The sequence below is a fragment of the Siminovitchia jepli genome (assembly GCF_047228825.1).
Taxonomy (GTDB): Bacteria; Bacillota; Bacilli; order Bacillales; family Bacillaceae_C; genus Siminovitchia.
This window is the reverse complement of the sequence record NZ_JBFEGN010000087.1, coordinates 1-14,307: the sequence shown is the minus strand read 5'-3', so window position 1 is coordinate 14,307 and position 14,307 is coordinate 1. Positions and strand designations below refer to the sequence as shown.

The window sequence follows — 14,307 nt, the reverse complement described above, 5'->3', positions numbered from 1 at the left end:
TTACATGGGAATTTTTCCCGCGTACTTGACAAATTGAAACAGTGCGTTCAAGCAAAATGTTATTTTCATATCAAAAATAATGGTGTCAAAAAAGGTGAACCAGATAATGAAACAAAAGTAATTACCTGGACCGTTGATGTCAACTACAACCAGCTAAGCCTAGAAGATGCAGAGTTCATTGATAAAATTGCTGAAAACCAAACATTAGTAGATGGTTCAGTTCAAGTTTTTAAAACAACTATCGGAGAAAAAGGCGGAGTAACAGTAGGAGACGACGTAACAGCTCCATCAAGAATAACTACTGCTAACAACGAAATTAAGATCCATTTAGGGAAAATCGATCAAAGCTATCGTGTTGTATTTAAAACCGTCGATAAAGACGGTATCTATAATAGTAATGAAAAATATGAAAACACAGCGCAGTTTATCCCGCGTAAAGGGGAAACACATCATTTAAAAGCACATGTTACATTGCCTCATCAAGGAGAGTTTTTAGGGAAAAAAGGTGTGCACAATAAAGAGGATTGGACGATTGATTGGGAAATCGTCGTTAACAAATCGAAGTCTAAGTTAGAAAGCATCGTTGTAACGGATGACTTAGGCGATGAGAGTGTACAGGTTTTACTAGAAGATAAGATCAAGGTTACAAAAGAGGGTTCTAATGAGCCTTTAGTTGCCGGGGAAGATTATGAAATAACAGTTAATGGCAACCAATTTGAGCTGAAAATTCCTGGAGAGACATCGGACACTTACATTGTTCAGTATTCCTCTTATATTCTGGCTCAAGAAACAACTAACATAACAAATAATGCTGAAGTCAAGTCAAATGAAGAAGTAGTTGGGACGACTACGAAAGAAGCATCGGTCCAAGTAAAAATCAGCTCAGGCGGCGGTCCTACTGAAGGCGGCACGGGGGGCTTGTTCTTGAAAAAGTGGAAGACGGGTCAAACAAACCGTTGGAAGGCGTTGCTTTTGTATTAAAAACAATCGTTGGCAATAAAGAAATTGTCGTTCGTGAAGGAACTACGAATGCGGAAGGAAAACTTCGCTGGACCGGTCTTAAATACGGTACGTATACTTTAGAAGAGGCAGTGCCTGCAGGATATTTAGCCGAAACACCATTAACCGTTGAGCTTAAATATGACGAAATGCCTGAAGGGATCAAAACGCAAAAAATTGTGAACGAGCGCCAAACAGGCACGGCAAAAATGGTTAAGAAAGATGCGGTAACAAAAGAGACATTGGCCAATGCAACCTTCAAAATAACTAATATTGAAACAAATCAAACATTCGAATTAACAACGAATGAAGAAGGCGAAGCAGAAGCGCATGTACCTTTCGGAGAGTATAAGGTAGAAGAGATTCAAGCGCCGAAAGGATATAAGATTGCAACAAAATTAAGCAATATCAAGGTTGAAATCGGAAAAACAACCGAAGTAACCATTGAGAATGATGCGCTAGTCGAAGTTTCTGGTGAAAAAACTTGGATAGATGGTGATTCGGAGGACCGCCCTGACTCCATCACAGTTCAACTATTTGATGGTGGAGACACACCTAGAGATGAAAAGATAGTATCAGGTAAAGACGAATGGAAGTATACATTTAAAGATTTACCTAAGTATGATACAGAAGGCAAAGAAATTAAGTATACAATCAAAGAAGTTCCAGTAGATGGTTACTTTTCAAAAGTCGACGGTAACAATATCACCAATATTGAATTGATGAACATTTCCGGTGAAAAGAAATGGAAAGATGGAAATTCAGAAGATCGTCCAGATGCTATCAAAGTTAATTTACTTCGAAATGGAGAGATAACAGACTCCAAAGAAGTAACAGCAGATGACAACTGGAAATACAGTTTCACAGATTTAGAGAAATATGACAGTGAAGGTAAAGAATACAAGTACACTGTGGAAGAACAAGGTGTTCCTGGATATAAATCAGAAGTGGATGGATTTGATATTACAAATACTCGTTCTGAAAAGACATCTGTTGAAGTAACGAAACGTTGGCTGGATGATGAATCAAAAGACCGTCCAGATTCTGTCACCGTTATTCTTTTACAAAATGAAAAAGAAGTTGACAGTGCAGAAGTAAAGGCGTCCGAGAATTGGAAGTATGTATTTACAGACCTTGAAGCCTACGATGAAAACGGTGTGGCATATGAATACACGATTAAAGAAGAACATGCAGAAGGTTATGAAACAAGTGTAGAAGGCTTTGATATTACCAATTTACGTGTCGGCAAAACATCTGTAGAAGGAACAAAAACATGGAAAGATGATAACACTGAAGGAGACCGTCCAGAGTTTATTACAGTAAATCTTCTCAAAAATGGTCAAAAAATTGCTTCACAAGATGTAACAGCTGATACTGACTGGAAGTACAGCTTTACCGACTTGGACGAATTTGATGAAAAAGGTAAAGCCTATGCATACACTGTCCAAGAGGAGCCTGTAAAAGGATATCAATCTACTGTGAACGGGCATGACATCACGAACGTCCGTATCGGCAAAACATCCGTGGAAGGGACCAAGACATGGAAAGACGACAACTCTAAAGATCGTCCGGAAATGATCAAAGTGAACCTCCTGCAAAATGGTGTAGTCGTTGATACACAGGAAGCCACAGCAAAGTCTGACTGGACATACAGCTTTACCGACTTGGATAAGTATGATGAAGAAGGCAAGACATACGAATACGCTGTAAAAGAGCAGGGTGTACCGGGGTATCAATCAGAAGTGGATGGCTATGACATCACAAACACCAGATCTGAGAAAACATCTGTTACCGTAACGAAAGGCTGGAAAGATGATGGTTCTAAGGATCGTCCTGACACCATTACAGTGAACCTCCTTCAAAATGGTGAAGTAATTGATACAGTAAAAGTCACAGCAGCTGATGACTGGACGTATGAATTCACAGATTTAGAAGCTTATGATGAAAACGGGGTAGCATACGAGTACACTGTACAAGAAGAAGCGATTGAAGGGTACGAAACCAAAGTAGACGGCTTTGATATCACAAACCTTCGTGTCGGCAAAACATCCGTGGAAGGAACAAAGACATGGAAAGACGACAACTCCAAAGATCGTCCGGAAATGGTCAAAGTCAACCTCTTGCAAAATGGTGTAGTGATTGATACGAAAGAAGTCACAGCAGATGACAAATGGAAATTCAGTTTTACAGATTTAGAAAAGTATGACGAAGAAGGTAAAGAATATACGTACACAGTGAAGGAAGAAACGGTAAAGGGATATCAATCAACCGTTGATGGTTTTGACATTACCAACTTGCGTGTCGGCACAACATCCGTAGAAGGTGAGAAGACATGGAAAGACGATCATTCCAAAGATCGTCCGGAAATGATTAAAGTTGATCTTCTGCAAAATGGTAAAATAATCGCCACACAAGAAGTAACGGCCGATACTGACTGGAAGTACAGCTTTGCCGATTTGGCAAAGTATGATAAAGAAGGTAAAGCCTATCAATACAGTGTGAAAGAGCAGCCTGTGAAAGGTTATCAAGCGGCTGTAGACGGCTATGATATTACCAACCTGCGTGTCGGCACAACATCCGTAGAAGGTGTGAAGACATGGAAAGATGACAACTCCAAAGATCGTCCGGAAATGATCAAAGTCAATCTTTTGCAAAATGGTGAAGTCATCGACACACAAGAAGTAACAGCTGACACTGACTGGAAGTACAGCTTTACCGGCTTGGACGAATTTGATGAAAAAGGTAAAGCCTATGAATACACTGTCCAAGAGGAGCCTGTAAAAGGATATCAATCTACTGTGAACGGGCATGACATCATGAACGTCCGTGTCGGCAAAACATCCGTGGAAGGGACCAAGACATGGAAAGACGACAATTCCAAAGATCGTCCGGAAATGATCAAAGTGAACCTCCTGCAAAATGGTCTAGTCGTTGATACACAGGAAGTCACAGCAAAGTCTGACTGGACATACAGCTTTACAGACTTGGATAAGTATGATGAAGAAGGCAAGACATACGAATACGCTGTAAAAGAGCAGGGTGTACCGGGGTATCAATCAGAAGTGGATGGCTATGACATCACGAATACCAGATCTGAGAAAACATCCGTTACGGTAACAAAAGGCTGGAAAGATGATAACTCGAAAGATCGCCCAGAGTCGATTACAGTGAACCTCCTTCAAAATGGGGAAGTATTCGATACAGCAAAAGTCACAGCAGCTGATGACTGGACGTATGAATTCACAGATTTAGAAGCTTATGATGAAAACGGCGTCGCATATGAGTACACCGTACGAGAAGAAGCGATTGAAGGTTATGAAACAACCGTGGATGGCTACGATATCACCAACTTGCGTGTCGGCACAACTTCCGTTGAAGGGACCAAGACATGGGAAGATGATCATTTCAAAGACCGTCCGGAAATGATCAAAGTGGACCTCCTGCAAAATGGAAAAGTGATCGCCACGAAAGAAGTGACAGCAGACACTGATTGGAAGTACAGTTTTACCGATTTAGAGAAGTATGATAAAGAAGGAAAAGCATACACATATACAGTGCAAGAGCATCCTGTAGAAGGATATGAATCCATTGTTTCCGGCTATGACATTACGAACAAATTGATTCTTGGCGAGGTTAAACTGATCAAAGTCGACAAGGATCATCACAACGTAACGTTGGCCGGGGCGGAATTCGAGCTTCGGGATGCAGAAGGCAGCAAGCTTCAGAAAAACTTGACCACTGATCAATCCGGAAAACTGTCCGTGTCTGGATTGAAGCCGGGAGACTATCAATTTATTGAAACGAAAGCTCCCCAAGGGTATGAAAAGCTTCAAGAGCCAGTCGGCTTTACAATCGAAAAAGGGCAGAACAAAACAGTAATCTTGATTGTGGAGAACACTGCTGTACCGCCGAATACGCCAGTGGATCCTGAACAGCCAGTCGATGGCAAGCCAGTTGATCCCGGAAAACCGATTGATCCAGGGCCGAGTGATCCCGGAAAACCAGGTGAAACTGGTACAAAACCAGTCAAATCAGGTCAGGAAGGCCAAAATGGGTTTAAACTGCCAAACACGGCAACATCACTATTCAACTATGGATTAGCAGGCATTTTATTGCTTCTTGCAGGATTGTGGTTGTCACGAATGAGCAAAAAGAGACAGCAATAATTGAAAAACTTCCACATGCCAAAAGTGTATGTGGAAGTTTTTTATCTAATTTGAATGAAAAAAGCAATAAATTTCAAATATAGTGTAAAATAAAGCTATGTACAATATAAGACCGCCTAAAAAAGATCGGGGGTTAATTCATGAGGTTTACAGCCAAAGTATTGATCCTGATTGGATTGTATTTCATCGGATACAGCGGTTATCATATTTGGAAATCAAAACAAATGCAGGACGACGCATTACAGCATGCGAAAGAAATGATTACGGATGATTCAGATATGAACCGATCTTCTTTTGATCCTCAAGTTGGAGATGCGATCGGTGTATTGGGTTTGCCAAGGCTTGATGAATCATTACCAATTATAGAAGGCGTGGATGAAGAGGATTTAGCCAAGGGTGTCGGACACTACAAAGGAACAGCACTTCCTTCCGAGCAAGGGCAAATCGTCCTTTCGGGTCATAGGGATACGGTGTTTCGCAGGCTGGGAGAATTGGAAATCGGCGATGAACTTGAAATAAAGATGCCCTATGGTCAATTTAAGTATATTATTGAAAAAACAGAAATTGTCGGTGCTGATGATTTGACTGTCGTTCGGCCAGATTACAATGAGGATGAGCTGTTAACCGTTACTACATGTTACCCCTTTAGGTATGTGGGAGATGCCCCTGACCGTTATATTATTTATGCCAAGCGGACAAACTGACCTATTTTCTTTGTTATTCCGGATGAAACATTTGTGATGATCATGATTGATTTAAAATAAAAGGTGGTTTTCATACGTGAGAGTCATTTTGATTGATGATGAACCCTTAGCCCTTGAACATATGGAAAAGTTATTGGCGGAAATTGGCGATTTAAAAGTGGTGGGAAAGTATATCAATCCGCAGCAAGGTCTAAAGGCAATTATGCAAGACCGGCCTGATGTTGTTTTTCTTGACATTGAAATGCCCACGACTAATGGAATTGAACTCGCAGAAAAATTGCAAAACTCGCATTCAGATGTACATATTGTATTTGTAACTGCCTACGACGAATATGCTGTCAAAGCCTTTGAACTGAATGCTGTAGACTATGTAATGAAACCAGTTCAAAGAAAGCGGTTGAGTGAAACGATTAAAAGGCTCCAGCCAATGAAAAGAAACCATATGGAAAAAGATGAAACCAACCACTCCGGCATGATATGCTGTTTCCAGACCCTCCAGTTTGCACGGGATAGCGGAAAACCCGAAAAAATCAAAGTTCATTGGAGAACATCAAAGGCAAAAGAGGTGTTCGCTTTTCTCGTCCATCACCGTCGGAAACCAGTGAGGAAAGAAGTGTTGCTTGATTTATTTTGGCCCGAAGCTGATATGAATAAGGGATTTGCACAATTGTACGCAGCCATTTATCAAATTCGCAAGACACTTTCATCCATTGATTTTCATATTAACATAACAAGTCATGACTATAGTTATATTCTTGATTTACAAGAAATTCAGATTGATATAGAGGAATTTGAAAATGGGCTGGAGGGATTGTTTAAAAAAAGAGACCCGGAATTTTTATCTGTTCAAAAATTATTGGATTTATATAGCGGGGATTATTTATCGGAAGAAAGTTACTTGTGGGCTGAAAGTGAGCGGGAGCGTTTAAGACTTTTATGGCTTCATTATACACAGAAAACAACTGAATTGCTGATTCAAAAAGAAGAGTATATGAGTGCGCTTATCATCTATCAACGAATGCAGGCGCTGCATCCATACTTGGAAGAAAGCTATTTTATGCTGATGAAATTGTATGATCTGCTGGGCGAACGAAATTCAGTTGAGGTTCAGTACCGAACTCTGAATGAAATGTTGTTAAACGAATATGGCATGACGCCTGCACCATACATTTTGGAATGGTACGAGCATTGGAAAGACAAGACTATCACCATGTAATCCATCTTATTGTTTTTTAATATATGAAAAGGATGCAGGGAATCCTGTCGAATGTGCAGATATGCTATCAAATAAAAAAGTTATTCTCATAGCGCTGGTGTTTTTAACTATTCTGACAACTTTTCGGTTATTGTGGCTTCATGTTAATAAAATCCCTGAACATCCGCACGCTTCTCAAGGCGTACTTGATTTACGGAATTGGGAAAAAATAACGGAACATGCAATTACGCTTGATGGCCAGTGGGAGTTATTTCCAAATACGCTGGTTCTACAAGAAAACGTGGAAACCAATTATATTGAAAACGAAAGAGAATTTATCCAAACACCGGGCAATTGGGCTGCTTTAACCGATGCAGCAAGTAAATATGGTTTTGGCACCTACCGTTTACGAATCTTGGTCGACCCCGATAGAGGAAAAACTTACGGCCTGTACATCCCAAACATTGCCAGCTCGTCAGAAGTGTATGTTAACGGGAAATTGATTGCCCAATCAGGTAAACCTGCTGTTGATAAGCAGCAATACACACCTTTAAACATTCCCCAAACCGCCTATTTTACCATTGAAGACACGAATGAAATAGAACTCGTTATTCAAGTTGCAAACTTTGACAATCCCAATAAAGGTGGAATTGTTCGCCCGATAACATTCGGCTTGGCAGAACCTTTTTCAAAAGATACCGGATTTTCCACCGATATAGTTTATATTGCCTGCATTGTCTACATGCTCCATGCCGTGTACAGTTTTATTTTATTTTTAGCAGGAAACCGGGACAGAAGATTACTCTATTTCTCTTTAATGCTCTTATGTGTCATCCTCGGGACACTAATCGGTGAACGTTTATTGTTTGTGTGGATACCTTTGGATTTTGAATGGAGCGTAAAGATCCCGTTTCTTACAATGATCGGCGGCGGCTATTTTCTGTTGCAGTGCATAAAGCATCTGCTGTCTGATTTTTTTCGTGCCAAATTGTATCGTCCGTATTTGATCTTGTGCGGCATCTCCTTGCTGATGATCTTATTTTTACCAGCTTCATCTAATTTGGCTTTGATCTTGTTTTATAGCGCCGTTATGCTCGTTCCTTGCTTATTGGCACCGCTGGTGATGTACCGTGCAACAGCAAGGATTGACAATCATAACATCTTTTTGCTTTTGGCTGCGATTGCCTCGATTGGAAGCTTGATCTGGCTGCTAATCATTCAAATGTTACAGATTGAAATGGTTTCTTATCCGTTTGACCTAATGATTGCCACGGTTTGTTTTGCCACGTATTGGTTCAAACAATATTTTCGCGTACTGGATGAGTCTCAAAAGCTGGCTAAACAGCTTCAGGAAGCCGATAAGCAAAAAGACGACTTTTTAGCCGCCGTTGCCCACGAGATGCGCAATCCGCTTCACAGCATGATAAATATATCGCAAGCAGTTATGGACAGGGAGAAAAATTCTCTTAAGGAGAAAAGTGCAAAAGATTTGGAACTGATCCTTATGGTAGGGAATCGTATGTCCTTGCAGCTAAATGACCTGCTTGATCTGGCGAGGTTGAAGGAACAGCGCATTACCATCCTGTCGAAAGACGTTTCTGTTCACACTGCAACAGAAGCTGCAATGGACGTTCTCCGATATATGATAGATGAAAAACCAATCAAATTGGCCAACCGGATTCCAGACAATTTTCCATTCGTCTATGCTGATGAAAACAGGCTTGTTCAAATCTTGTTCAATCTTCTTCACAATGCAGTAAAGTATACAGAAACTGGCGAAGTGTCAGTCCATGCATTCATTCAAAACGGATGGGCACGAATTTCCGTTTGCGATACCGGCATTGGCATGGATGAGGATTTCCTGGAGAAGGTTTTTGAGCCATACGAACAATTAACTTCCGGCATCACATCGGCGGGAACCGGCTTCGGACTCGGTTTGAGCATTTGCAAGCAGCTGGTTGAATTACATGGAGGAACGCTGGAAGTGAGCTCGAAACCGAATCAAGGATCGGTATTTACGTTTACCCTAAAATTATCTGTTTCTCAACCAGAGGTTGCGGCAAGTATTGCGATGGAAGCTGAGGATGAGAAAATCACTGCGGCTCGGGCTGCAGATCAGAAACATGTGGACGCGAATCAATCATCATCCTCTGACCCTGTTCGCATATTGGCCGTAGACGATGATCCTGTGAACTTAAAAGTGATGGAAAGCATGTTTTCAAACAATGCGTATGAAATTTTCACTGCTACAAGCGGCCATGAGGCATTATCGGTGTTAAACACCAGGGAGTGGGATTTAGTCATCGCCGATGTGATGATGCCGCATATGTCAGGATATGAGCTTGTACGGATCATTCGCGGCCATTTTTCCATTTCGGAGCTCCCCATCCTGTTGCTGACGGCAAGAAGTCAGCCAGAGGATGTTGTTGCCGGTTTCTTGGCAGGCGCTAACGATTATGTCACGAAGCCTATCGGGGGATTGGAATTTAAATCCCGCGTTACCACACTAATCAACCTTAAACAATCAATTAGTGAGCGGCTTCGGCTGGAGGCCGCATGGCTTCAAGCTCAAATCCAGCCTCATTTTTTATACAATACGTTAAATACTATTGCTTCTCTTAGTGAAATGGATATCAACAGAATGACAGACCTGTTGGCTGAATTCGGAAATTACTTAAGGAAAAGCTTCGATCAAAAGAACCTGCAGCGAGTAATTCCTATTGAACATGAGCTTGAACTTCTATACTCTTATTTATTTATTGAAAAAGAGCGGTTTGGCAAGAGATTAAATATTGTATGGCAAGTAGACAAGACGTTCAAAATACAGATACCCCCGCTATCCATACAACCATTAGTAGAAAATGCAATTAGACATGGAATCCTCAAGCGTGCGGAAGGTGGAACGATTCTCATTCGTGTAATGGATAAAGGACACGAAATAGAGATTGCCGTTATAGATAACGGTGTTGGGATGGATGAGGAAAAGACAAGGGAAATCCTTGCGGCACAACCCGGGAAGCAAAACAGCATTGGTCTGTACAATACAAATCGCCGTCTAAAGCAATTATACGGCCAGGGGTTGAAAATCATAAGCAATCCAAATCAAGGGACGACGATCATATTTAATATACCTAAAAGCAATTAAAAGATGATACCAGATGCAAACACGTACCAGGATTACGGCAGCCGTCCATAAAATGAACGGCTGCCTGGAAACGAGCACAATCAGAACGTCAGGACAACACGACCGTTAATTTGCCCTTTTTCCATTCTGTCAAATACATTGTTAATGTCGTCAAGCCTCGCGGTGGAAACGATGGCCCGTACTTTACCATCCGCAGCAAATTGCAGAGCTTCCTGCATGTCTTTTCTTGTACCGACAATCGAGCCTTTGACTGTTACACCATTCAACACGGTATCAAAAATCGGGACGGGGATTTCATCGTTAGGCAATCCTACCAGGACAACTGATCCGCCGCGTTTGACAGAGTGATAGGCCTGCTCAAACGCGGCCTTGTTTACGGCGACACTGATGGCCGCCTGCACGCCGCCGACTTCATCTTTGATCGTTTGGGCAGGGTCCGAAGTTTTTCCGTTGACGGTCAATTCAGCACCAAGCTCCTTTGCAAGCTCAAGTTTATCATCGCTGATATCAACAGCCACCACATTGAACCCCATCGCCTTGGCATACTGCAGTGCGATATGCCCGAGCCCGCCGATGCCATAAATGGCAACCCAATCTCCTGCTTTTGCTCCTGATACTTTTAAGGCCTTATAAGTGGTCACCCCTGCACATAAAATGGGTGCTATTTCCACGGGATCGACGCCATCCGGAATTCTTGCCACGTAATCTGCTGGCGCCACGCAATATTCGGCGAAGGCACCGTCGGCGGAATAGCCCCCGTTCAATTGGTTTGGACAGAGCGTTTCATTTCCCGATAGACAGTATTCGCATTCGCCGCATGCTTTAAAAAGCCATGGAATCCCGACTCGGTCACCTCTCTTCAAAGAAGTTACGCCATCCCCAACCTGTTCAACAACCCCAACGCCTTCATGGCCCGGGATGACCGGAAGCTTCGGTTTAACCGGCCAGTCACCATGGGCAGCATGCAGGTCGGTATGGCAAACACCGCATGCTTCCATTTTGATTAATACTTCGCCATGCTTCGGTTGTGGAATAGCCACCTCCTTTATTTCCAGCTTTTCCTGAAATTCATTGACGACTGCTGCTCTCATGATCGATTCCTCCTTAAGTATAATGGGTTGCCCATATCCTAATATTGCAAAAATTATACCAACTTTATCTCCCCGGCAATACGGGAGGATTGTGCTGCAGCAGCCGTTTTATTGTTTCTTTTTGCCAAAATTTCGGCCCATTTAACCGAAATTTTGGCAAAAAATGTTTTAGCTGCGTTTCCCAAAATATTCATAGTGGGGAGGAAAAATTTGCCTAATCCATTATTTCTTTTTAGTCACATAAAGAATAAGTTGCAGAATGGCCCCGGCTATTAATGAAGCCCACCAGGGAAAGTTGAAGGATGGCCCAATTTCGGGGACCCACTTGACAACAAGAATGACGACAGCCATTCCTGCAGCGCCAAATAATCCGGCTTTCAACATATCCCGTTTTGTTTTTCGGTTTTCTTTAAATAGAGAGTTGTTTATAAGCCTAAAAATAAAGCGAATTGTAAGAATCACGAAGCAAGTAATGGTAAAGGCTAAGGCAGCAACCACAAACAAGTTGATCTCTGTTTTGACTTCAATAAATTTTGACAAAACCAAAAGAAGAACCCCCCGGATCATTAAGACCCAACTGACCGTATCGCCAATGATCCCGGCAATGAAAGGGACGGCTTCCCGCTTCTTCTCTTTTGGCAGCTGTTCAATAATTTCATCGGCAAAACCTTTCGGGTCATTGCCGAAAATGTCTTTTGCCGTTTTTCCTTCTTCCTGGCCCTCGAGCAAATGATCAAGCATTTCCATTAAAACTTCTTCGGATTGCTGTTCGGAAAGGCGCCACTGCAAACGAATGTAAATCATCATGTCGCTGTAGTACGCTTCATTTTCCGGCGTCAATAATTCTCTCTTCCGATTGTTTTCTTCAATCAGTTTTTTTGCATCCATATCTATTCACCTGCTTTTTAATAATTCATTGACCGGGTCGGAAATGCGATTCCATTCTTCAATAATGGTTGCCAAAGCATTATGGCCGGCATCCGTTAAAAAATAATATTTTCGATTCGGTCCGGAATCGGATGGCCGCACCTCGCCTCTGATCAATCCGTTTTTTTGAAGTCTTAATAACACTGGATAAATGGTGCCTTCACTTACATCCCGCAATCCAATGTCTTGCAGCTTCTTGGAAAGCTCATAGCCGTAAACAGCCTCTTTCTCAATTACTGCCAACACACAGCCATCTAAAACTCCTTTCAATAATTGGCTTCGTACAGACATATATGCACCTTCCTTTCTGCTGCTATATTGTTATGCAAGATAGGGGGCCGAAAAAAATGCATGCCAGTACTTGACAAAGCAAGATAGTACGACAAAAAACAGCTACTTGGCAAAGCAAAGTAGTTGAATTCATTATACATTTTTTCTCAAGTTGCTGTCAATGTTTCCATCAGATGCCTTTTTCATTGCAATAGTCGTCGATCAGCTTTTCAATTTGATCAAGTTTAGGGTATTTTCCGGAAAAGGTAAATTTGACCTCTTCCATAAATTTCCCTTCGTGATATACATGAATGGCTCCATTTTGCTCAATGACACTATATTCGGGTTCAAATACAAATCCGTTTCTTTCGATGGCTCCCAATGCTAATCAACTCCTGACGTTGAATTGGTTATGATTTAACATACCCCAATCTTCCATACAAAAATCATGCCGGGAACAATCAGGCAAGATTTATAAAACAAAAATGTGAAATGATTCACAATACATGACATTTATCATGACAAAGTGATGACGTTTATGCCTTTTCGATAAGCGGTTCATCTCTTATCATGAAAGATAACAAATGAGTTCGTCATCTTAAGGAGGATTACATGAGAGAGAAAACGAGGCAATTGCATAAAGAGGTGGCGGTTTTTGCCAAGTCAGATAAAAAGAAAAGTATCATGCAAATAATAAATACGGTTCCGCCATTTTTTATTCTGTGGCTGTTGGCCTATCATAGTTTATCGGTGTCGATCTGGCTGACGTTGGGCCTGGCTGTTGTTGCGGCGGGGTTTGTTGTCCGGGCATTTATCATTTTTCATGATTGTACCCATGGCTCGTTTTTTAAAAGTAAAAAAGCAAATGACATCGTGGGCACCATTGCAGGGATATTAACACTTTTTCCATATGAAAAGTGGAAACGTGAGCATGCCATTCACCATGCATCCAGTTCGAATCTCGATAAAAGGGGTGTTGGTGATATTTGGGTCATGACAATTGACGAGTATAAAGAAGCATCCAAATGGCAGCGGCTCGGGTATCGGTTTTACAGAAATCCACTCGTCATGTTTGGGCTGGGGCCTTTGTATTTAATGCTGATTTTAAACAGGATAAACAGGAAAGACGCGAGGAAGAAAGAGCGGCGCAATACGTATTTGACAAACTTCTGCATAGTGGCGATTTATGCACTGATGATCTTCATCACCGGTTGGCAGGCTTTTGCCATAATCCAGGGTACAATCATGTTTGTTGCTGCAGCACTGGGGATTTGGCTGTTTTATATCCAGCATACGTTCGAAGACTCCTATTTCGAAGAGGAAACGGAATGGGATTATGTAAAAGCGGCGGTCGATGGCAGTTCCTATTATAAATTGCCGCGTGTATTGCAGTGGGTGACCGGCAATATCGGATTTCACCATGTGCATCATCTGGCGCCGCGCGTTCCAAACTATTACTTGGAAGAAGCGCATGAGTCAAATCCGCCGCTCCACCACGCTACTACGATTACGATAAAATCGAGCCTGGAATCTTTAAAATTCCGGCTGTATGATCCCGAGAATAAAACATTTGTTCCTTTTAAAGAAGCGCATCGTCAACTTCGAACCGAAAAAAGCCGCGTTCATTTGAAGCCGAAACATGTCAGTTTGATACGAAATAAAACACTGGGATGAAAACCGGCAATATCCGGCTCGATTCTTCTTTTAAGGCCATTCCGATCATTCGGAATGGCTTTTCTGTGTGCCCCGCAGTTACACAATCTAAGTGGTTAAAATCCACTCAGTAACTTTACCCTTTAAAGTGCTGTAG

10 protein-coding genes are annotated in these 14,307 nt (G+C 41.8%); 6 read left to right on the top strand and 4 right to left on the bottom strand.

The genetic code is table 11. The features are described 5' to 3' along the window. The 5 genes from AB1L08_RS18895 to AB1L08_RS18875 all read left to right on the top strand — a co-directional run. Positions 1-981 (top strand): collagen binding domain-containing protein (locus AB1L08_RS18895; protein ID WP_413066191.1); only part of this gene is annotated, 981 nt, incomplete at its 5' end. Continuing rightward, positions 933-5,165 carry a Cna B-type domain-containing protein gene (locus tag AB1L08_RS18890; RefSeq protein ID WP_413066190.1) on the top strand — a complete coding sequence of 1,411 codons (4,233 nt, stop codon included), beginning with the start codon at positions 933-935 and terminating at the stop codon, positions 5,163-5,165. The genes AB1L08_RS18895 and AB1L08_RS18890, both read left to right, overlap by 49 nt. A 140-nt stretch (positions 5,166-5,305) precedes the next feature. After that, the gene (locus tag AB1L08_RS18885; protein ID WP_413066189.1) at positions 5,306-5,869 is read left to right on the top strand and encodes a class D sortase; all 564 of its coding nucleotides are present in this window, start codon (positions 5,306-5,308) and stop codon (positions 5,867-5,869) included. Positions 5,870-5,945: 76 nt separating this feature from the next. Next, a complete protein-coding gene (locus AB1L08_RS18880) occupies positions 5,946-7,085 on the top strand; it encodes a response regulator (protein ID WP_413066188.1) in 1,140 nt (379 codons plus the stop codon). A 61-nt stretch (positions 7,086-7,146) separates the two neighbouring features. Next, the gene (locus AB1L08_RS18875) at positions 7,147-10,209 is read left to right on the top strand and encodes a hybrid sensor histidine kinase/response regulator (RefSeq protein ID WP_413066187.1); all 3,063 of its coding nucleotides are present in this window, start codon (positions 7,147-7,149) and stop codon (positions 10,207-10,209) included. A gap of 80 nt (positions 10,210-10,289) precedes the next feature. Here the strand turns inward: AB1L08_RS18875 and adhP are convergent, their stop codons facing one another. The 4 genes from adhP to AB1L08_RS18855 all read right to left on the bottom strand — a co-directional run bounded on the left by adhP (position 10,290) and on the right by AB1L08_RS18855 (position 12,879). Then, on the bottom strand, positions 10,290-11,300 hold the full coding sequence (gene adhP, locus AB1L08_RS18870) for an alcohol dehydrogenase AdhP (RefSeq protein ID WP_413066186.1): 1,011 nt from the start codon (positions 11,298-11,300) through the stop codon (positions 10,290-10,292). A gap of 222 nt (positions 11,301-11,522) precedes the next feature. Beyond that, positions 11,523-12,188 carry a DUF1129 family protein gene (locus AB1L08_RS18865; RefSeq protein WP_413066185.1) on the bottom strand — a complete coding sequence of 222 codons (666 nt, stop codon included), beginning with the start codon at positions 12,186-12,188 and terminating at the stop codon, positions 11,523-11,525. A gap of 6 nt (positions 12,189-12,194) precedes the next feature. Continuing rightward, positions 12,195-12,518 (bottom strand): PadR family transcriptional regulator, encoded by a 324-nt coding sequence (locus tag AB1L08_RS18860; protein WP_413066184.1) that lies wholly within the window; start codon positions 12,516-12,518, stop codon positions 12,195-12,197. Between the two features lie 169 nt (positions 12,519-12,687). After that, on the bottom strand, positions 12,688-12,879 hold the full coding sequence (locus AB1L08_RS18855; protein ID WP_413066183.1) for a YbxH family protein: 192 nt from the start codon (positions 12,877-12,879) through the stop codon (positions 12,688-12,690). A gap of 230 nt (positions 12,880-13,109) precedes the next feature. On the opposite strand from AB1L08_RS18855, the gene desA reads away from it, so the two are divergent. Further along, entirely contained in the window at positions 13,110-14,171 is a 1,062-nt protein-coding gene (desA, locus tag AB1L08_RS18850; protein ID WP_413066182.1) for a Delta(5) desaturase DesA, read from the top strand. Positions 14,172-14,307: the final 136 nt, after the last annotated feature.

What these genes read in the sequence shown, in the direction of transcription:
- AB1L08_RS18885 (WP_413066189.1), top strand. Translation starts at nt 5,306, where the DNA reads ATGAGGTTTACAGCCAAAGTATTGATCCTGATTGGATTGTATTTCATC.
- AB1L08_RS18875 (WP_413066187.1), top strand. Translation starts at nt 7,147, where the DNA reads ATGCTATCAAATAAAAAAGTTATTCTCATAGCGCTGGTGTTTTTAACT.
- adhP (WP_413066186.1), bottom strand. Translation starts at nt 11,300, where the DNA reads ATGAGAGCAGCAGTCGTCAATGAATTTCAGGAAAAGCTGGAAATAAAG.
- AB1L08_RS18865 (WP_413066185.1), bottom strand. Translation starts at nt 12,188, where the DNA reads ATGGATGCAAAAAAACTGATTGAAGAAAACAATCGGAAGAGAGAATTA.
- AB1L08_RS18860 (WP_413066184.1), bottom strand. Translation starts at nt 12,518, where the DNA reads ATGTCTGTACGAAGCCAATTATTGAAAGGAGTTTTAGATGGCTGTGTG.
- desA (WP_413066182.1), top strand. Translation starts at nt 13,110, where the DNA reads ATGAGAGAGAAAACGAGGCAATTGCATAAAGAGGTGGCGGTTTTTGCC.